The sequence below is a fragment of the Streptomyces sp. NPDC045899 genome (assembly GCF_056431485.1).
The window spans coordinates 64604-84927 of record NZ_JBWKKP010000024.1; the positions used below are offsets into that span (position 1 = coordinate 64604).

The window sequence follows — 20324 nt, forward strand, 5'->3', positions numbered from 1 at the left end:
CACCACCTCACCTAAACTGACCCTGGTGGCGACGACTCAGCCAGAGTCGCGCCCGCCACAGCCACTGCAGAAGCCGACACCCCACAGCTGTGATTGCCGGCCGTCGGACGGAGTATCTGAAGGACGGGCGCCGAGCGACCGACAAGGGCCCCGCTCCCGCCTCCTCCGCGAGGTCCGCGAGGTCCGCGAGGAAGCGGGCTCCGCCGACGGCCGCACTCACCGACCAGGGACCAGACATGTCATACGACCCGTTCGCACGCGGCGGCGCTCCCGTGGGTGTCCGCACCCTGGAGCTTCAAGACGAGACACGCGAGAACCGCCCCCTCACCATCGAGATCTGGTACCCGGCCGATGCCCGACACCTCGGTCAGGATTTCGCTGCCGCCACCGCCGACCACTTCACTCCCGCGCTCGGCCTGCCCGAGGCCGTACAGCACGCGGTTCGCGACGCCGCCCCCGCGCGCGGCAGCTTCCCCCTGCTGCTCACCTCACACGCCGCGGCATCCCACCGGCGGGACGGCGCCTACGCCGCGACCCATCTGGCAAGCCATGGCTACATCATCGCTGCACCGGACCACAGCGGTGACACCCAGGACGACCTGGCCCGCGACGCGCTGGCAGCAGACAGCGGCGTCCCGCCCCGCCGGCTGCCGGACGAGGAGATCTGCGCTCAGCGACCGCTGGACGCGGTGTTCACCCTCGACCATCTGCTCTCAGGTGCCAACCCTGAGCTCACGGCGCTGATCGATCCCGAGCGGATCGGCATGTACGGGGTCTCCCTCGGCGGCTGGACCACACTCACCACCAACGCCCTCGACAAACGGCTGAAGACCTCACTGGTCGCCGCCCCGAGCTACGGCACCCACGGACCCTTCCCCCAAACGGCGATGCAGACCTCCCGGCTCCGCCTCGACTGGGGGCGGCACGTCCCCACCTTGGTGATCGCCGGCGAGTGCGATTCGCTGATTGTCCTGTCCGACCTGCGGGAACTCTACGACAAACTCCAACCGCCCAAGCGATTCGCGGTGTTGTCCCGGGCCAGCCACTTCCACTGGGCCGAGAACGGCGAAGAGCTGTACGAGCGGGTCCGCCCGATGTGGGAGAGCGGCCTCATCACGAACGCCGGTGCCGACCTTGCCGCGCTGGCCTCCATTCCGTTCTCCGACCTCTGCCCGAACTGGCACGCCACCGAGACCCTCAAGGCCCTGTGCCTGGCCCACATGGACACGCACCTGAAGGGCAGCGCCGCAGCCCGGGCCTATCTCGACGAGGACCTGCACCGGTCGTTCGCCGATCGCGGCATCGGCCTGGATGCGGTGTCCACCGCGCAGTGAGCCGCCTTCTCGCACACGGCAGCCGCCGGGTCGGCCACGTCGCCCGAGGAAGACGAGGTTCAGCCCGTCCGAGGAGAGCGGTGCCCCCTCCGTCCTGACATGGAATGATGACTCGACCAACCTTGTCATCGACCAGACTCCGTCTGCGGCGAATTGGCCCCTCGACCCCAGTGGCGACGGATGATGCCTCAGGCTCTTCACGGCGCACGCTCATCTGACCGCCTCCGCTCCGGCCGCGCGCCCGACCGGGGGCGGTCCACGCGCTCCTGGGGCGAGGACGTGGGATCAGGCGGCGGGTCTCACGCGCCGGGTGTGACGTAACCCGGGATGTCGGGCACTCAGGTACCGCCCCCGCGTCCGGGCAGTGTCCACGAGCGAGCGGCTCTCCGCCACCAGGGTTTCACCAGTTTTCGTTCGCGCCTCAAAGAGTGATGTATCGCAAAGGGGCCGTTCACGGACGCGCCGGACATGCGGGCTGCCCGGAAGGGCCACGGAAGACGTCTGCCCCGTCCGCAATTCCATTACGAAGGCGAACACTTCAGGAACAGGACTAGGGAATTTCCTCCTTCCCGCCTGTTCCCGGTATGCACCCTGACTGCTAATCTCCGAACCGGTCAGTAATAGGGCATCACTCTTCCCCATCCGAACGGAGGTGAAGCAACATGCTGAGTTTCTCCAGCCAGGTCGGCAGCACCGCCACCGGTGGCGCGTTCGTCCAGGTCGCTCCGGGTGCCAGCACCACATGCGGCGGTGGCAACTGCTCCTGCACGTCCTGCTGTAGCTGGTAGGGCAAACCGTCGGGCGGGGCAGCCTCGGCGGTTCCGCCCGACTCATCCGCGGGACACACGTCACCGCATATCAATCTCGATACCACTCCTTGAGTGAAGGGCCCGAGGATGTCGCTCAAAGACTCCCAAGAAGCCGTCTCCGAATACCTGGACCAACAAAGCCATTTAGCGACGACGGGAGCATTCGGGCAGCAGCACACCTCGGTCTCCGTTTACAGCCAGAGCACGGTGGTGCGAGCGCCGGAGGCAGTGGTGCGGGGCCGGTGGAGCCCGGCCGTGGAGGGGTTCGTCGGTGAGGAGCTTCTGCTCAACCACCGCCGGAGCGGCCGTGATCTGGGCATGCAGCTGGGCGTCTCGCGCTACTACGCCCATGATGCCGTGCTCTCCAGCGCGCACAGCGATCTGCGGGAGCGGGAGGACCGCGCCCTCGCGTTGCCGGGGCCCCGTCGGCTGAAGGGCGGACTCACCTCGGTCGTGGAAGGCCGGCGCAGTGGTCGCCAGTTCTCGGGGCGGTCGGCGTCGCTCGACGAGCTGGCCACCGTGCTCTGGCACGGACAGGGCGTCACGGGCAGCCTGCCGGTCCCGAACGCCCAGGACGGCGATGCCGCGGTGTCGCTGCGCACCGTACCGTCCGGCGGCGGCCTCTACCCGGTCCGGCTCATGGTCCTCGCGCAGAACGTCAAGGGGCTGGAGCCGGGGGCGTACGAGTACCAGCCGCAGAGCCACACCCTGTACCCCCTGCACCGGACCCCCGGCCCGGTCGACCTGTCCGCGCAGCTGTTCACGGCGGACGTGGAGCTGGACAAGGTGGCCTTCGCGCTCGTGTACGTCTACGACCTCTACGTCAATTCGCAGAAATACGGCGACAGCGGGGTCGTCTTCGCCCTGATCGAGGTCGGCGGGATCTCCCAGAACATCCATCTGGCCCGCACCGCGCTCGGCCTGATCGCCTGCGACCAGGGCGGATACAACAAGCAGAGCCTTGAGAAGACGCTGGGGTTCGACGGTACGTCACGCCATGTCGTCCACTTCACGCTCATGGGACACGGAGAGGTCTGAGAACCCGCAATGACCGTTGCAGCTTCCGAGCCGGGAATCGTCCTGGCAACTTCCGTGCGGCTCCTGGCCGTCGAGCCGGGCGTCATCCGACTCCGCTGGGGGATATGGAACTTCTCCGAGGTGACCGTCGATCTGCGCGCGGAGTCCCCGGGGGTCCGTGCTGCCATGACCGCGCTCTTCGACAAGCTGGCCGCGGGCGAAACGGCCGACGGGACCTTCGACGGCGTCACCGGTCTCTCCCCCGTCGAGCGCGCGAACCTGCGGCTGGCGGTGACCGAGCTGCGGCAGGCGGGCTTCCTCGCCCACGACCGACCCTCCGAACACGGCGCCGAGATGGCGCGGGCGCTGCTCGGGAACCTGGATCTCTTCGGTGCCGCCGAGTCGTCCAGGGCCACGGTCGCCTTCGTGGCCGACTCCCCCAGTGCCACCGCCTATGTGTCCCGTCAGACCGAATCCCTCGGCAATCCGGTGGAGCTGCTGCCCGCCGAGTTCCTGGCCGAGCTGGGCGACGCCGATCTCACCTCCGGGATGGGGGGCCTGGCGGCGGCGGACACGCTCAAGCGGCTGAGCGGGTACGTCGAGCACTGCGACTCGCTCATCGTCTCCATCAGCCAGGCCTCGATCCTGACCCTGCGCAATCTCAACCGCCTCGCCTGTCACCTGGAGAAGCCGGTTCTGGTGGGGCTGATCGACGGCCCGTTCGCCACGGTGGTCGGGGCCGAGAGCCCGCGCACCGGCTGTCTGGAGTGTTTCGAGCAGCGCTCACTCGCCCGTCTGGAAGACCACATCGGCTACCACGCGTTCGTCGGGGCCAACGTGCCCAAGGCCAACAGCGGGCCGAGCGGAGTCGAGTGGCTGCTGTGCGCGTTCCTGGTCAACGAGGCCGTCCTGTTGCGCTCGCTGGGCACCTCCCGCTTCCTCGGCCGTGCGCTGAGCATCTACCTGCCGACGTACGAGATGCAGGCCCAAGACGTCCTGCGCATCGGCACCTGCCCGGCCTGCGGACATGTCTCGCGGGACATCGTCGAAGAGATCAACTTCAGCAGCCGGGTCGTCATCGACCGCCATGTCCGCAACGCGCTCGGGGGAACGCGATGAGCCCCATCACGACCCGCGGCTACCCGGGGATGACCACCGCGCTCGACCGGTACGCGCGGATCGGTGGCAACCAGGGCGGGATCCTTCCCGGCATGCTGGTCTCCCCCGCCGCGGTCGCGGGCGAACCGAACCTGCGGTCGGCGACCGCGGCGATGCCCCAGTACCACCGGCTGGCGCTGCAGGACCCCCATATGCAGATGCAGTACCACCTCGCCGGCTACGGGTCGACCAACGAGGAGGCGGTGACCCGGCTGACCGGCGAATCGGTCGAGCGGTACGCCGCGATGATGGCGATGCCGCTCTTCCAGCACCGCATCGAGTACGCCTCCTACCGTTCGCTCTCCTCGCGCCACCGCTGCATGCCGTTGGAACTGCTCGGCATCTTCGAAGCGGCGCAACAGGAGCGCATCGCGGGCATGATGCACCGCTACTCGCCCGAGCTGCCGAAGGAGGACGATGTCATCGCGTGGATCGCCTGCCCGTCGCTCACCCGGCCGGGCGAGGAGGTCTATCTGCCGGCGCAGCTGGTCTTCCTGGGCTTCCGCAGCAACGCCGAGTACGGGGACAAGCTGTTCACCCCGTCCTTCTCCACGGGCACCGCCGCGCATGTCTCGCTGGACAAGGCGCTGCTCAGCGCACTGATCGAGGCCGTGCAGATCGACGCGTTCATCCTCAACTGGTACACGGAGGCCAAGGCCCCCGTCATCGAGCCGGACGCGGACGGGCGCGAGCTGCTCACGGCCGCCGGACTGGAGCCGGACGGGCCGTACGAGGTCCGGGCCACGTACCTGACCAGGCCCGAGCTGTCGCTGCCCAATGTGGGCGTCACCCTGGTACGGCGCGACCGGGAGCTGCCGTACATCGCGTTCGGGCTGCAGGCCGATCCGGATCCGCGCCAGGCACTGCTGCGCGGCGCGGCCGAGGCGACTGCCATCCTCGCCATCGGCATGTTCAGCACCGTCTTCGACCTCCCCCATGTGCACTTCGCGCAGAAGAGCTCCGCGTTCACGGACCTCGACTCCAACGTGCTGTACTTCGCCGCCCCGCACGACGCCGAGCGCAAACTCGCCGCCGTCGAGAGCCGTACGGCCGGACGCATGGACCTCGGCTCGGTGAACCCCTACGCCCCCGACGACGAGTCCGCCATCCGCACACTGCTGACCGAGCTCTCCGCGATCAGCGAATGGTCGGGCTATCTGGACATCACCCCGCCGGCGCTGGCGGACACCCCATGGAAGGTGGTCCGGGTGCTCATCCCGGAGCTGCTCAGCATGTGCCTTCCCGGCTTCCCCGCGAGCGGCCATCCCCGGATGCGCAGCTACGGGGGTGTGACGCATGTGGTCCCCCACCCGCTCCCTTGAGGGCCTGGTGCTGGTGGCGACGGTGGCGCCCGCCGAACTGGTCCGCATCGCGGGATCGTTCCGCACCGGCCCGGATGATGCCCGGAATCGCGAGCGGACCGCGACGGTCGGCGTTCCCCTGGCGTATCTGGTCGTCACGGGGCTGGCCGTCGCCGTCGTGGCGTCCGGGCACCTCATACCGGATCGCCTCGGCGCATGGCGTACCGGTCCGCTCTGGCTCCTGATCGCACTCGGGGCCGGGGTCGCCCTGGTCGGGGCCGAGTTCGCGCTCGGGGCCGCGCCGAAGCTGCTGCGCGGGAAGCGGAGCCTGCGCCTCTCCGTCCGGGCAGGCGCTCCCGCGGGGCCCGGCTACCTGGCCTCCATCCTGCTCACCGCGGTGGCCGAGGAACTGCTCTACCGGGGACTGTGGATCGGCGCTCTCGAAGAATGGCTGGGCCTGCCCACATGGGCGGCGATCTGCTGCGCGGCGGTCGGCTACGCACTCGGACACCTCTTCTTCGGCGGCCTCATCATGGTCCAGAAGGCGCTGTCCGGTGCGGTGTTCGGGGTCCTGCTGGTCGCTTCGGGCAGTCTGCTCGTACCGGTGCTCAGCCACCTCGGGCAGAACCTGACGGTCCACACCCTGGCGGCACGTCAGGTGGTGGACCGGTGAACGCGGTCACCTACGCATGCGTGTGCGTCGCGACGATCGGTGGCTGGCTGGCGCTCTACCGGCTGCCGTTCGGGGATCCGGCACGTCGACGACGGATGGGGCTGTGGCTCGCGGACCGGACGGGGCTGCGTCCGGACGCGGCCTTCGCGCTCTTCGGGACCGTGCTCTACCTGCTGCTGGGTGTCGTGGCACTGGTGCTGCTCATGGCCTTCGCCGGACTCTCGTTCCAGCGGCTCGTCGGCCGGCCCTCGGCCGACGCGCTGCTCGCCCTGCTGCTCGCGGTGTGCGGGACATCGAGTCTGAACATCCTGTGCGTCTCGCTGCTGTACCGGGCGAACCCACGGGTGGACGTGCCGGGGGAGATCACCCGGGTGCAGTGGATCTCCTCGATCCTGGCCCTGCCCCGGCACCTGCACTGGGTGGTCCCCGCCGTGGCCGCGCTGGTCGAGGAGCTGGTGTTCCGGGGCGCCGTCCTGCTGGGGCTCGGTGCGACCGGTGGCGGCTTCGTGTTCGCGGCGGCCTTCAGCACCGTGCTGTTCGCGGTCGGCCAGGTCGTCCTGGTCTCCACCTGGGTCCAGGCCTATGTGCTGGGGATGTCCAGCCTCGCCCTCGGCACGACCGGCAGCCTGCTGACCGCCGCCACCGAGAGCATCCTGCCCGCACTGGCCCTGCACATGTCCTTCGCCGGCTTCTACACCAACCTGAGCGCCACCTCCCGTGCGCGCGCCTCGTCAGCACCCAGGAGGCTGAGCCTGTGATACCGAAGAACTCCGATACGTCGGTACCCCGGCCGGCGGCGGCCGCGGAGGACGGCCCGGTGGTGCGGGTCGAACACCTGAGCGTCGCCTACGGTTCCCTCGTCGCCGTTCGCGATGTGTCCTTCCAGGTGGGCCCCGGGGAGATCCTCGGTCTTGTCGGACCGAACGGGGCGGGCAAGACCTCGATCGCCGAGTCGGTCGGCGGTCTGCGCGGGCCCGTCCGCGACGGCTCGATCTCCGTCTGCGGCCTGGATCCGCACCGCGACCGACAGACCGCCAGCCACCTCATCGGCATGCAGTTGCAGGAGTCGCAGTTCCCCAGCCGCGCCCGGGTCGGTGAACTGTGCGACCTCTATGAAGCCCTCTACTCCGCCCCGGGAGCCGCGGCACGGCTGCTGGACACGTTCGGCCTCACCGACCGACGGCGCAGCCTCATCGCCGAACTCTCCGGAGGTATGCGTCAACGCCTCGCGCTGGCGCTGGCGCAGGTCGGCGATGTGCGCCTGGTGATCCTCGACGAACTGACCACCGGCCTCGACCCGGAGCAGCGCCGCGGAACCTGGCGCGCCGTGCTCGATCTGGCCGCTCGCGGTGTCGCGGTGCTGCTCACCTCGCATTCGATGGAGGAGGTGGAGGCGTTGTGCGGCCGGGTCGGGGTACTGCGCGGCGGCGAACTGGTCGCCCTGGACAGCCCGGCACGGCTGGCCTCGGCGCACGGCGGACCGGCCACCGTCTCGGTCGATGTCGACGCGGCTCCCGGCATCGAGCGACAGTTCGAGGAACTCGGACTGGCCCGGCTGACCACCGGGACGGACCGGCGCGTCGCGTACGCGGCGAGCTTCCCCACGGACTACGACCGTGTCCTCCAGCGGCTGGTGGCGGCCGATCTGCCGCCCTCCGCGGTGAGCCACCGCGCGCCGAGTTTCGAAGACGCCTACCTCAGGCTGGTCGGCATCGGCACCGACACCGCCGGCAACGACCTTGCCGAAAACGAGAAGGACTCCGGCAAGAAGGACTCCAGCGAGAAGGGCGGCGACTGACCCATGCAACTGCTCTGGCAGGTCGTCAGGTTCGAATCACGGCGCATGATGCGGAATTTCGCTCCGGTCTTCTTCGCACTCGCCTTTCCGGTGCTGATGCTGTGCATGTTCGGCGGTATCTACGGCAACGACCCCTCCAGCCGGCTCGACGGACGGGGCACGGTGGACATGTCGGTGCCCGCCTACCTGGTCCTGGTGATCGCGGTCACCGGGCTGATGAGCTTTCCGCTCGGGCTGGCCGAGTACCGGGACCGCAAGGTGCTCAAGCGCTTCCGCGCGACCCCCCTGGGCCCCTCGGCCCTGCTGATCGCCCAAGGGCTGGTGAACATCGCGCTCAGCCTGCTGGGCGCCGTACTGCTGGTCGCGACCGGCTGGCTCTTCTTCGATCTGCACATGCCGGACTCGGCGGGCGCGGCGGTGGCGACCGTTGGTTCGCTGGTTCTGGTGACGCTGGTGATGTACGCGATAGGCGGGGTCGTCGCGGCGGTCGCGCCCTCGGAACGCGCGGCGACGGCCGTGGCGAATCTGCTCTACTTCCCGATGATCTTCCTCTCCGGGGCGACCATCCCGCTCCAGATCTTCCCCTCCACGATGAAGGCGATCAGCGATGCCATACCGGCCACCTACGCCGTGAAGCTCCTTCAGCACGCATGGCTGGACAGCTCGACGAACGTCGCCCTCGATGTCGGCGTACTGGTGGGTCTGCTGGCGCTCACCGCCGCGGCCGCCGTACGGCTCTTCCGCTGGGAGTAGCCCGTGTCCGCAGGCCACGTACCCACCACCGCCTTCCTGACCGCCACCGGCCGGGCCCGGGCGACGGCCGATCCGGACAGCGCGCTCGACGATCCGTTCGCGGCCCGGTTCGCCGACCTCTGCCCCGCCACCATCCGCGGAGTCACCCGGCACACCGCCGGGACGTCGGTCGTGGTGGCACGCACGATGCTCATCGACCGCATGCTGTCCGAGGTGTTCACACGGGAGGAAGTGGACGTCTGCGTCAACCTGGGCGCGGGCTTCGACGCACGGCCCTACCGCATGGACTGGCCGAATCGCTGCCGGGTGATCGAGGTGGACTCCGCTCCGGTACTCGACCTCAAGGACCGGCTGCTGCCGTCGGCCGACGCGAAGGTCCCCGTCACGCGGCTGCGCGCCGACCTGCGCGACACCGACCGGCTCGCCGGTCTGCTGCTGCCACGCACCAGCGGGCGGCGCTGTGTGATCCTCGCGGAGGGACTGCTGACCTATCTTCCGGAGGACGCCGTGCGGGCACTCGCCACTTCACTGGCGTGCCCGGGGGCGGGCGCGAGCTGGATCTGCGATGTCCTCTCCGCTTCCTCCGCCCGCAGTCTCACCCAGGCCTCGCGGGCCGCCGGGACACCGCTGGAGATGCACGGCCTCACCGACCTGTCCGTCTTCGACACCGCGGGGTGGCAGTGTGAGCAGTTGGAACTGCTCCCCTCCGCACGGCTGACGGCCACGGCGCCCACCGCGAGCCGGATGCTGCCCGACAGTGTGCTGCGGCTGCGCCACGGCGAGGACATCGTGTCCTGAAGCTCCGGCAACCGGGTCATCCGTGCTGACGTCCTGGTGCAGAGGGTCCGGCGCAGCACTGCGGGGGTGAGGTCGTCGAGGGGGAGGCACTCGGCCGGACCGCCGTTCGGGTCGGCCGACGGCGCGGCGTCGGGGCGCGCTTCCGAGCCGGTGGTGACGATGTGTGGCAGCGGGCCCGATCCGGCCCCGCCCCGTCGAACTGTATCCCGGCGCCAGGCGGCGCCCTCTGCAGGAGGCACGCCGAGAGCCAGGGGTGCGGCAGCAATGAGGAGACCTGCACATGATCGCTTCACACGGCTCTGTCATCACGCGTCCTACCCGCCCGGCCCTTCGCGCCATGACGGCGGGAACACTCGTGGCGGGCATGTCCCTGGCCCTCGTGCCGCTCCTGGCCGGTCCCGCCGCCGCCCAGAGCTGCGCCCAGACCGGCAACCAGGTGGTGTGCACCTTCAATTTCACCGGTGCGGCCGAGACGTTCATCGTCCCCAGCGGAGTGACCCAATTGCACGCGGACGTCAGGGGAGCTTCCGGCGGCGCGGGAGCCAGCGATGTCAATCCCGGAGGCACCGGCGGCGCCGGTGCCGAGGTCACCGGGACCCTGACCGTCACCCCCGGCCAGACACTGCAGGTCAACGTCGGAGGGGTGGGCGGTGACGCGGTGGAGACCACCCCCGGCACAGCAGGCTTCAACGGCGGCGGCGGTGGCGGGACCTCGGACAGCAGCAGCGGTGGCGGCGCCGGAGGTGCCTCGGACATCCGCTCCGGAGCCTTCGACCTGTCCTCGCGGCTGGTCACGGCCGCCGGTGGCGGCGGCGGAGGGGGCACCGAGGAGCTGCCCGGTGGTCCCGGCGGTGCTGGCGGCCAGTCAGGGGCGAACGGGACCCCCGGCACCGGCGCCACCGACACCACCGGTGGCCAGGGTGGCGGCGGAGCGACTCCCACCACCCCGGGCGCGGGCGGCAACGGAGGCGTCGGCGTCCACTTCAACGGCGACAACGGCCAGCCTGGTGTGCTCGGCACCGGCGGAACCGGCGGCGGCGCGTCGATCAGTGCCGGCGGTGGTGGGGGCGGCGGCGTGTACGGAGGTGGCGGTGGCGGCGGTGGCGCCACCACCGACGTGACGTTCTCAGGTGGCGGCGGCGGTGGTGGCGGGTCGAGCGCCGGACCGGCCGGAAGCACCTTCACCACCGGTGCGAACACCGGAAACGGCCGCGTCACCCTCACCTACACCCTGCCTTCCCCGCCCTCCCCCGTCATCACGCACCTCAAATCCCACCCGAACCCTTCCAAGAAGGGACAGCGGGTCCATGTGGCTGACCTCGTCTGCCCGGCCACCAACCAACCAGGTCTCCCCCGGCCGACCGGCACCGTCCGTTTCACCGTCGACGGAACCCCCGTCGGCACAGGCGTTCTGAAGCCCGCGCGACACCACTGCAGCATCGCCACCCGCACCCTCGAACACCTGACCATCGGTGCCCACACCATCACCGCGACCTACTCCGGCGATGCCAACTACTCCTCCGACATCGACAACCCCGAAAGGCTCACCCACATCGTCAAGCGGTGCCGCCACCACGGGCACGCCCCGATCCACGGCAACCACGGATGCGCATGACCGCGGACGTCCACGAACGGGCCGGCCGACAGCACAGGGAGCACGCCCGTGACTGATCGTTCCCACAGCCACCACGCATACCTCGCCCCAGCCGCTTAGACCCGGCCGGGCCACCCTCACTTCCCACAACCGGCCCCGCGCCGCCGGAGATCGGCGGCGCGGCCGGCCCCAGCCCGAAGGCTCGGTGTCGGGAGGAGCGGATCGAGATACACACAACCGTTTCCCTATGCGCTCCGCGTCGCCGATCATCCCGGAGTGAGAACGACGACCGGTGCAAGCGAGTGGGAGACACGGCTCGGCTGGGCGTGTGGACTGACTGCGCACGATCCTGCTGTCCGGTCGGCGGCGCTCGACCGTGTCGTCGGCGCGCAGAAGGAGGTCGACGATGCCGTTGACCGCCTGAACGCGGTCTACCGGCGGAGGCCGCGGATCGGACGGGCGCGCGGGAATGACGAGAGGGTCGCGAGTCAGTCACTGCCCCATGCGCTGTGGGATGGTCCGGCCGGCCATGTCGTCGCCCTGGCCCGGACTGCCCTTCGCGTTGCTCGCTCTATCTGGAGTGGGAGGCGAGGCATCCGCGGGAGCTCATCGATCTGACGGAGATCGTCGTCCGGAGGGCCCACCGCTGCAAGGACCGCGAGAACATACGTGTGGCACGGGCCGTCGACAGCGACGAGCTGCGCAGGAGACTCGCCACGGCTGCCCGCTCGGACAACCCGAGCTGAACATCGTCAGGGTGATGTGCTCCGCGGTGGCGAGCATCCGCGCCGCCGCGACCGGCAGCACTACGGGGTGGTGAGACGCCGGGGAGGCAGAGTGTTACTCCTCGGGGGAGACCGTGACGGAGACATCGCCGCCACCTGTGCCGAGCGCACGGTGGGCCGCAACGTCGTGCCCGCGAACGCCGCCCCCATGGTGGCGGGGGCGACGATCGGGACATCGGTTTCCGCGGGCACGATCGGTCCGTACCCGGGTGTCGGGCGCGCCCGACACCGCCTGCTACCCGACCACGGGACAGGACGCACCAAGCCGGTTACGCCCGTCTTCTCCGTCGACATGCCCCGAGGCCACATATGGCGCGGAGGGCGGAATACCCCCCGGGGTCAGCCGGTGCAACCGGGGACGCTGCCGGTCGGGGCGCAGTTGTTGGGGGTGTTGGCGGTGACCGAACTGCCCACCAAGCTCACCGTGCTGTCGTTGAAGATTCCGCCACCGTCGCCGGCGGTGTTGCGGGTGATGTTCGTGGTGCGCAGGGTCGCGGTGTCGCCGTTGTAGATTCCGCCGCCCTGGGATTCGGGGTCGGTCGCGGTGTTGTCGGTGATCCGGGTGTTGGTGGTGGTCAGGGAACCTCCGTTGTAGATCCCGGCTCCGGCACTGCCGCTGTCGGTGGCGGTGTTGTGGTCCAGGGTGACGTTGGTCAGGGTGGCGGTGCCAGCGTTGCGGAGTCCCCCGCCGAAGGTTGCGGCGTTCTGGCTGAGGACGGCCGGTGTTGTTGCTGATGGGTGATCGTGCCCTCGGTGCTCTCGATACCGCCGGCGCCGCTGTCGGCGCCCTTGTTTCCGGTGACGGTGGAGTTGACCAGCCGCAGGGTCCCACCGTCGTTGAGCCAGATCCCGCCCCCGGCCGTGTCCGACGTCGTCACATCACCATTGCGCACCGTGACTCCGGTGAGGGTCAGGTTGCCGTCCGGGGGGTCGATCTCGAAGATGCGGAACTCAGGGGTGCCGGGGGCCGTGGAGCGCTGGATGGTGCTGTTGACCCCTGTGATGGAGATCGCCTCCGTGATGACGGGCAGTCCGTTGGGGCTTCCAGAGGCGGAGTTGTTCACGGCCGTGAGGGTCTAGGTGCAGTTCGCCGCCAGGGTCAGGGAGTCGCCACCGGCGGTGTTGGCGTTGGTGATGGCAGTGATCAACGCGGAGGTGCTGCAGGGCACGTACGTCGCCGCGTGTGCGGTACCCGGGACGCCGGTCAGACCGGCGGCGGCGAGGACAGCGGCGCCGAGAGATCGCAGGGCAGGGGTGAATCGCATGGCGCCCCTCGGATGATGACGATGGAACGGGCCCTGACCCAAAGCCTGCGCAGCGACCGGGACAGAGCCGGGTGCTGCGTGAGCCGATTCACGGGTGTGGCCCATTGATCCACCTCAGTAGTCCACCCGAGCAAGCGGCTGCTCAAGGGGGCGACTGGGAAACCACCCCCGTGGCCCATTAGGCCCATGACCGCATATACCGATCAGCACACAGCACCGAGCGCCAGGCCGGTGCCGCGTATGGCATCGAGGATCGCGAAAATGGACACGGTCGGATCCTCCCTGGCCGGAGGCCGCACGTCGGCCGATGTGCACCGGGCTGCCGGGACGGCACCGAACGCCGGCCGTGATCGCCCCCCCGGAGTCACCCTGGGCGCCTGAGTCATCACCGAATGTGATGCCGGGATCGGTCCGACAGCCTCGCGGCTCGCGTCGCCAACCGGTACGGACTCTCCGGCAAAACCCCTTCCCCGCGAGGAGTACGCCCCACGGCAGCAGTTCCAGCGGCCGAGGCCCGACCGGCCCCGATGCCCATCCCGCCGGTCCAAGAAGTTCGTGCGAGTCTGGTAGGAGGGGGCGGCAAACGTGCCGACCACAGGAGAGGCGGTGGAGACCGTGTCGTTTCCGCTGATTGTGGGGGTTGATGGATCAGACCCCAGCCTGCAGGCCCTGGACTGGGCGGTGGACGAGGCCGCGCGCCACGGGGTGCCGCTGCGGCTGATCTACGCGTCTCGGTGGGAACATTACGAAGGGCTCTTGCCCGCCTTCGGAGCGGGTCGCTCCTCGGGGGAGATCGTGGCGGAGAACATCGCCGCCACGTGCGCCGAGCGCGCGGTGGCACGCAACCCGGATGTGAAGGTGTCTGCCGACGTACTCGCCGAGGACACGGTGACGGCGCTGCTCGCGGCGAGCCAGGAGGCGTTCGCGGTGGTCACCGGTTCGCGGGGCAGGGGTGAGCTCGCGGACGTACTGCTCGGATCGGTGAGCCTGGCGGTCGCCGGCCGTGCCGCGGCCCCCGTGATCGTGGTACGTGGGACGCACGACAGCCTGCGCGGGGAATTCGGGCGCGTGGTCCTCGCCGTCGGTGACGTCGCCGAAGGATCCGAGGCCATCGGGTTCGCCTTCCGTGAGGCCCAGGCGCGGGACGCCGAGCTGCACGCGGTGCGCACCTGGTGCAAACCGGCACAGGCGCACGACGGACCGTTGCGCTCTCACTCGGCTGCGAGTCTGCTCTACGAGGAACAGGCCGCGACCGTGCTCGGCGAGGTCCTGGACGGCGCGGAGGACCGGCGCCCGGGGGCCGTATGCCGTCGCGAGGTAATCGAGGGACCCGCGCACCGGGTGCTGGTGGATCTGTCGGAGCGAGCCGATCTGCTGGTCCTCGGTGCTCTGCGCCGTTGCGACCGTTCGGGTCTGCAACTCGGCCGGGTCAGCCACACCGTGCTGCACCGTGCCGCGTGCCCGGTGGCCATCGTGCCCCAGCGGGTGTGACCGGAACCCTTCCCCCGGAGCCTCCCCGATGCTCATGCCGCCCCCCACCGGCGGGCAGCGCGCAAGCGCCGCAGATAGGGGTCCCACGGGTGGCGCGGGAGGATGTGCAGTCGTACGTCCAGAGCCATGACACCGTCGGCCCGGGCCACCACCGGGTTGAGGTCGGCCTCGACGAGCTGCGGGAGGTCACAGGCCATCCGGGACAATCTCAGCAGCAACTGTTCCAGCCCTTCCAGGTCCACCGGCTCGCCTCCCCGGTAGCCGAACAGCAGGGGGGCGCACCGGGGCGCGGTGAGAAGACTGTGGACGTCGCGATCGGTGAGCGGGGCGAGCCGCGCCGCGTGGTCGGCGAGGAGCTCGGTGGCGGTGCCGCCGAGGCCGAAGAGCACCAGGGGGCCGAACACCTCGTCCTGGACGACCCCCGCGAACAGTTCGACCCCGCGGCGAGCCATGGGCTGCAGGAGGGTGCCGCTGATCCGGTCCCCGAAACGCGCCGACAGTTCCCGGTAGGCGCTGCGCACCTGGTCGGGGCCTTCCAGGTCCAAGCGCAGTGCTCCCTGATCGCTCTTGTGGACCAGGCCGGGCCAGTACGCCTTGAGCGCCACTCGGCCGCCTTCCCTCCCGGCGAGATGGCGTGCTGCGTCGACGGCGGTGTTCTCGTCCGTCGCCCAGGCCCAGGGCACTTGGGGAATGCGATAGCGGTCCAGCAGCGCCGCACAGGTGCGGGGGCCCGGCCAGCCCCCGCCGGGCTGCCGGGTGAGGAAGTCCTCCACGATGGCGGTGGCTCCGACCGGGTCGGCACCCGACAGTTGCGGGATCGTGCCCGGGGGTTCGGCGCGCCAGCGCGCGTAGTGGGCGGCATGGGCCAGGGCGCGTGCGGCCGACCGGGGTTCCGCGTAGGCGGGGATGAGGTGGCGGTCACCGCTCGGAAGGAGCCGTACGGGCGCTTCCTGATCGAGCAGGACCGCGGCGACCGGCCGCGGCCAACGCCCCGACCCGCCGGTGAGGGCCAGCAGCGGGTCGTCCGGGCTACCGGTGGTCAGCGCGGTGGGGACGAGCACGAGCAGCACGGCTCCCACGGCCGCGTGAGCCGCCAGCAGGTCCAGGCAGCGCCGCAACGGGTCGGCCGTGACCGCGGCCGTGGTGTCCACGGGGTTGGCGGTGGCTGCGCCCGGCGGCAGTGTGGCCCGGAGCGTGGCGGCGAGGTCGGGTGTCAGGGGCGGCACCGTCAGCCCGGCATCGACGCAGGCGTCCGCGGCCAGCACTCCCGCCCCTCCCGCGTTGCTCACCACCGCGACGCCGGTCCCCGTGGGCAGCGGCTGGTCGTACAACAGCGCGGTGGTGTCGATGAGTTCGGCGATGCCCTGGGTGGCGATGATGCCCGCCTGGGTGAACAGGGCGTGACGGGTCATGGTGGGGGTGGCAGCGGCGGCGGTGTGTGACGCCGCGGCGCGCCGTCCGGCCTCGGAGCGTCCGGCGTCCACGGTGAGAACGGGCATGGCCCGGGCGACTCGGCGGGCGGTGCGGGAGAAGGCCCGCGGATTGCCGAAGGACTCCAGGTGCAGTACGGCGAAGCGGGTAGCGGGGTCGGACTCCCACCACTGGAGCATGTCGTTTCCGCTGACGTCGTACTTGTCGCCGAGGGAGACGAAACTGGACACGCCGACACCGAGACGGCCGTAGCGTTCGAGCAGGGCGATGCCGACGCCGCCGGACTGTACCGCCACCCCGGCGGAACCGGGCAGCGGCGGATGAGCGGCGAAGGTGGCGTTCAGCCGGGTGTCCTGGGAGGTGTTGGCGATCCCCAGGCAATTGGGGCCCACGAGCCTCATCCCGTGGCGGCGGCAGGAGGTGAACAGCGCCTCGGCCTGCCCGCCGTCCAGGCCCGCTGTCAATACCACCAGAGCCCGGACACCCGCCGCGCCGCACTCCTCCGCGACGTCGGGGAGCGCGGCCGGCGGCACGGCGAGCACGACGAGGTCGGGTACGCGTGGCAGGGCCGCCACGGACGGGGATGCCGGAGTGCCGTCGATGACGTTGGTGTGGGGGTTGACCGCGTACAGCGCGCCGGGGAACCCGCCGGACCGCAGGTTCGCCAGAACCGAGCGTCCCACCGACCCGGGCCGCCGGCCCGCTCCGGCGACCGCCACCGAACGGGGCCGCAGCAGGGGGCTCAGGCTGGCCACCGCGGCAGTCCGCCCCCGTCGGTCCACCGCCGCCAGATAGTGCTCGTCCTCCTCCAGGTGCACGGTGCACTCGACGTCCGTTCCCTCGAAGTGGCGGGAGGTGCGCAGACCCAGGTCGGAGAAGACTTTCAAGACCTCGCGGTTCTCGGCGAGTGCCTCAGCCGTGAAAGCCGTGACTCCGTCGGTCCGCGCCGCGTGGACCAGATGTTCCAGCAGCAGCGTGCCGATGCCCTGTCCATGGTGTCCCTCGGCTACTGCCAGAGCGATTTCGGCGGTCACCGGTGCTCCGGGATGCCCGGGGAGCGTGGTGTACTCGGCCACGCCGACCACCCGTTCGCCGGTGACGGCCAGGAGCGCGCGGTACCCGCGGTGTTCAGGGGCGCAGATGCGTTCCGCCGCGTCCTGCGTGTAACGCGGGTTGACGGCGAAGAACCTCAGTCGCTGATCCTCTGCGGACATCTCCCGGTGCATGCGCAGGACTTCGTCCCGGTCCCGCGGCCGCGCGGCACGTATCTCGACGGTGCTTCCGTCGGCCAGCAGCGCGTGGACCGTGGCGGTCACGGGTCAGGGTCCTTCCCCGCGGTGTCCTCCCCCGCTGCCGCAGGATCCGGGGACACGAGCGTTGCGGTGTGGTCGGGTACGTAGGTCTGCAGGTGTCTGGGCGGGCGTTGGTAGCCGGTGTGTGCCGGGCGGGGTGGCAGGCTGAGGTCCGGCAGCCGGACTTCGTGGTACGGCACGGTCGACAGCAGGTGAGCGATCATGTTCATCCGGGCCGCACGTTTGTCGTCGGCGTCGACGACGAACCAGGGTGACGCCGCCGTGTCGGTGCGCGCGAACATCTCGTCCTTGGCCTGCGAGTACGCCTCCCAGCGGGTGATCGATTCCAGGTCCATCCCGGAGATCTTCCAGCGCCGTGTGGGATCGGAGAGCCGTCGTCGGAACCGCTGGTCCTGGATGGCGTCACTCACCGAGAACCAGTACTTGCGCAGCAGGATCCCGTCCTCGATCAGCATGCGCTCGAAGACCGGGCACTGGCGGAGGAAGCGCTGGTACTCCTCGTCGGTGCAGAACCCCATGACGCGCTCCACACCGGCCCGGTTGTACCAACTGCGGTCGAAGAGCACGATCTCCCCCGCCGCGGGCAGCTGACTCACATAGCGCTGGAAGTACCACTGGGTGCGTTCGCGATCGGTGGGAACCGGTAGCGCGACGGTCCGTACCACGCGCGGGTTGAGACGTGCGGTGACCCGCTTGATCGCACCGCCCTTCCCGGCGGCGTCACGCCCTTCGAAAACCACCACGAGACGTCGGCGTTCGACCCGCACCCACTCCTGGAGTTTTACCAACTCGACCTGGAGGCGGCGGAGTTCCCTCTCGTAGCGGCCACGGGGCACCCGTTCCGGCCCGCCGTCGTCCCGTGGTGCGCTCCCCTGCATGGATCCTCCCTTCCGGGCCGCCCGGCCGGGCCTCATTCATACGGGACGACGGCCACCGGGCAGTCGGCGTGGTGGAGGAGTGCATGGGCGACATGGCCGAGGCGTGGTCCCACGACAGGGCGGTGCGCGGGCCGGCCGACCACGACCAGCGCCGCCCGCGAGGCAGCTGCCAGCAGTACTTCCGCCGCGTGGCCGCGTGCGACCTCCTCGGTCACCGGGACACCCGGGTACTTCTCGCGCCACAGGGCGACGGCCTCCGCGAGCCGTTCCCGCTCCGCCGCCTCCCCACGCGAGCTCTCCTCCGCCTGCTCTTCGGCCCGCGGCTTGTGGGGGAAGACCGGCGGCGGAGCGCAGGCCCGCACCGCACGTACCCCGGTGCCGTGCGCCTTCGCGGTGGCGAACGCGAACTCGATCGGTACGGCCGACCCCGGGGGGTCCTGGATACCCACGAGGATGCCGCCCTCGCCCGGTTCGGTCTGCAGCGCGGCATCCTTGTGCACCATGACCACGGGGCGATGGGAGAGCGTGAGCACCCGCAGGCCCACGGACCCGAGCAGGAAGCCGCCCACGGCACCGCGGCCGTGTGCCCCCAGTACCAGAAGTCCCGTGGCAGCGCTCTCGGCCACCAAGGCATCCACCGGGGTGTGGGCAAGGAGCTCGGTGGTCACCTGGACTTTCGGGTACCGGTCACGCACCTGCTTCTGTGTCCAGTCCAGCAGTTCCTGCGCCCAGAGCCTGCGGGCCTCCGGGGCCTGTGCGGTACGGGCGGTCTGCGGCGGCAGCATCCAGGCATGGACCAGCCGCAGCGGGGCGCCCCGCCGAAGTGCTTCCTCCGCGGCCCAGTCGACGGCGGCGAGGCTCTCCGGTGACCCGTCCAGACCTGCGGTGATGGGTTGCGTCATGAGGATCTCCGTCATCGGCGCCGATTCCGCGTGGGGCCGCCCGGGGCGGCCGTCTGCCTAGAGCGGCGAGCTGCCCGCGAGGCTGGTCACTCGTGTGGGACGACGGCGACGGGGCAGGTCGCGTGGTGTACGGCCGCCTGCACCACGGGGCCGAGGCGGGGCCCGAGGGCAGGGGGGTGTCTTCGCCGGCCGACCATGAGCAGATCGCAGTCGGCGGCCGCCCGCGCCACGGCCCGGGCGGGGCTCTCCAAGTACACCTCGTCGATGACCCGGACCCGTGGGAACCTCTCCCGCCAGGGCCGCAGAACGACGTCCAGTTCCCCTCGGACACGCTGCTCAAGGTCCTGGTCCGCGCCGCTGTCCGGGCCCCGGAGGGTGTGCGCCCGCTCCGGTTTCCTGCCGTGGACCGCGTACAACGGGACGCCACGGGTGAACGCGGTGACGTAGGCGAACTCCAGGAGGTTGTCCTGGGGGCCGTGGAGGCTGAGGGCCACCACCACCTTCCCCCGGTCCCCCTCCCGGCCCGGGCGCACCAGCACCACGGGGCGCTCCGCCCGGCCGACCGCGTGCAGGCCGATGTCGCCGAGGAAGAAGCTCGCCACCGGATCCAGACCGCGCGAGCCGAGCACCAGCATCCGGGAACTCGCCGCCGCGGCGAGCAGAGCCTTCGCCGGCTCCTCCGCAACCAGCTCGTCGATGATGGTCAGGTCGGGGTGGAGTCGGGCGAGCTCGGTGTGCGCCTCGTGGACGATCTGCTTCGCCCAGTGGTTCTGGTCCTCCGCCGCCGGGCTGTCGGGCGTGGGCGGTGACAGCAGGATCCAGGCGTGCGTCAGCCGCAGCGCCAGATCGCGCTTCACGGCCTCGTCAGCGGCCCAGCGTGCGGCGGCCCTGCTCTCGGCCGAACCGTCCAGACCCACGGTGACGACTTGTTCCATGGCATCCCTGCTCCATCGTGTGGAACCTCTCCCGGAGCGTGAGTACCCCGAAACGGGGCAAACCATCCCGGATATCCCAAACCGGCCTC

Annotated in this window: 18 protein-coding genes; 12 read left to right on the top strand and 6 right to left on the bottom strand. The window is 70.3% G+C overall.

The window, feature by feature from the left end; translation table 11 throughout:
- Positions 1–272 precede the first annotated feature (272 nt).
- The 11 genes from AC07FT_RS28765 (at position 273) to AC07FT_RS28815 (ending at position 11256) form a co-directional block, all read left to right on the top strand.
- Positions 273–1334 carry an alpha/beta hydrolase family protein gene (locus AC07FT_RS28765; RefSeq protein ID WP_479178831.1) on the top strand — a complete coding sequence of 354 codons (1062 nt, stop codon included), beginning with the start codon at positions 273–275 and terminating at the stop codon, positions 1332–1334.
- A gap of 662 nt (positions 1335–1996) precedes the next feature.
- Positions 1997–2122 (top strand): hypothetical protein, encoded by a 126-nt coding sequence (locus tag AC07FT_RS28770; RefSeq protein WP_302888615.1) that lies wholly within the window; start codon positions 1997–1999, stop codon positions 2120–2122.
- 276 nt (positions 2123–2398) lie between these two features.
- On the top strand, positions 2399–3181 hold the full coding sequence (locus AC07FT_RS28775) for a SagB family peptide dehydrogenase (RefSeq protein ID WP_471203886.1): 783 nt from the start codon (positions 2399–2401) through the stop codon (positions 3179–3181).
- Between the two features lie 9 nt (positions 3182–3190).
- Entirely contained in the window at positions 3191–4279 is a 1089-nt protein-coding gene (locus tag AC07FT_RS28780; RefSeq protein ID WP_471203888.1) for a hypothetical protein, read from the top strand.
- Positions 4276–5640, top strand: a complete 1365-nt coding sequence (locus AC07FT_RS28785) for a YcaO-like family protein (protein ID WP_479178832.1) — start codon at positions 4276–4278, stop codon at positions 5638–5640. Before AC07FT_RS28780 ends, AC07FT_RS28785 begins: the two co-directional genes overlap by 4 nt.
- Positions 5615–6292: a lysostaphin resistance A-like protein gene (locus AC07FT_RS28790; RefSeq protein ID WP_479178834.1), complete on the top strand. Its 678-nt coding sequence runs from the start codon at positions 5615–5617 to the stop codon at positions 6290–6292. The genes AC07FT_RS28785 and AC07FT_RS28790 overlap by 26 nt, the downstream gene beginning before the upstream one ends.
- Positions 6289–7050, top strand: coding sequence for a CPBP family glutamic-type intramembrane protease (locus tag AC07FT_RS28795; RefSeq protein WP_479178835.1), 762 nt, complete (start codon positions 6289–6291; stop codon positions 7048–7050). The genes AC07FT_RS28790 and AC07FT_RS28795 overlap by 4 nt, the downstream gene beginning before the upstream one ends.
- Positions 7047–8090, top strand: a complete 1044-nt coding sequence (locus AC07FT_RS28800) for an ABC transporter ATP-binding protein (RefSeq protein ID WP_479178837.1) — start codon at positions 7047–7049, stop codon at positions 8088–8090. The genes AC07FT_RS28795 and AC07FT_RS28800 overlap by 4 nt, the downstream gene beginning before the upstream one ends.
- Positions 8091–8093: 3 nt before the next feature.
- Positions 8094–8843, top strand: a complete 750-nt coding sequence (locus AC07FT_RS28805) for an ABC transporter permease (protein WP_479178838.1) — start codon at positions 8094–8096, stop codon at positions 8841–8843.
- Positions 8844–8846: 3 nt separating this feature from the next.
- Positions 8847–9641: a class I SAM-dependent methyltransferase gene (locus tag AC07FT_RS28810; RefSeq protein ID WP_479178840.1), complete on the top strand. Its 795-nt coding sequence runs from the start codon at positions 8847–8849 to the stop codon at positions 9639–9641.
- A gap of 364 nt (positions 9642–10005) precedes the next feature.
- Entirely contained in the window at positions 10006–11256 is a 1251-nt protein-coding gene (locus tag AC07FT_RS28815; protein WP_479178841.1) for an Ig-like domain-containing protein, read from the top strand.
- 1417 nt (positions 11257–12673) lie between these two features.
- Here the strand turns inward: AC07FT_RS28815 and AC07FT_RS28820 are convergent.
- Both AC07FT_RS28820 and AC07FT_RS28825 read right to left on the bottom strand, forming a co-directional pair.
- Entirely contained in the window at positions 12674–13084 is a 411-nt protein-coding gene (locus AC07FT_RS28820) for a hypothetical protein (protein WP_479178843.1), read from the bottom strand.
- 12 nt (positions 13085–13096) lie between these two features.
- The gene (locus tag AC07FT_RS28825) at positions 13097–13285 is read right to left on the bottom strand and encodes a hypothetical protein (RefSeq protein ID WP_479178845.1); all 189 of its coding nucleotides are present in this window, start codon (positions 13283–13285) and stop codon (positions 13097–13099) included.
- Positions 13286–13870: 585 nt separating this feature from the next.
- Between AC07FT_RS28825 and AC07FT_RS28830 the strand changes: the two genes are divergently transcribed.
- Positions 13871–14776: a universal stress protein gene (locus AC07FT_RS28830; protein WP_479178846.1), complete on the top strand. Its 906-nt coding sequence runs from the start codon at positions 13871–13873 to the stop codon at positions 14774–14776.
- Positions 14777–14808: 32 nt separating this feature from the next.
- On the opposite strand, the gene AC07FT_RS28835 is transcribed toward AC07FT_RS28830, so the two are convergent.
- The 4 genes from AC07FT_RS28835 to AC07FT_RS28850 form a co-directional block, all read right to left on the bottom strand.
- Positions 14809–17523 (bottom strand): bifunctional acetate--CoA ligase family protein/GNAT family N-acetyltransferase, encoded by a 2715-nt coding sequence (locus AC07FT_RS28835; RefSeq protein WP_479178848.1) that lies wholly within the window; start codon positions 17521–17523, stop codon positions 14809–14811.
- Positions 17520–18398 (bottom strand): polyphosphate kinase 2, encoded by an 879-nt coding sequence (gene ppk2, locus AC07FT_RS28840; RefSeq protein ID WP_479178849.1) that lies wholly within the window; start codon positions 18396–18398, stop codon positions 17520–17522. The genes AC07FT_RS28835 and ppk2 overlap by 4 nt, the downstream gene beginning before the upstream one ends.
- Before the next feature lie 32 nt (positions 18399–18430).
- Positions 18431–19300 carry a universal stress protein gene (locus tag AC07FT_RS28845; protein WP_479178850.1) on the bottom strand — a complete coding sequence of 290 codons (870 nt, stop codon included), beginning with the start codon at positions 19298–19300 and terminating at the stop codon, positions 18431–18433.
- An 86-nt stretch (positions 19301–19386) separates the two neighbouring features.
- Positions 19387–20235, bottom strand: a complete 849-nt coding sequence (locus AC07FT_RS28850) for a universal stress protein (protein WP_479178852.1) — start codon at positions 20233–20235, stop codon at positions 19387–19389.
- Between the last annotated feature and the right edge of the window lie 89 nt (positions 20236–20324).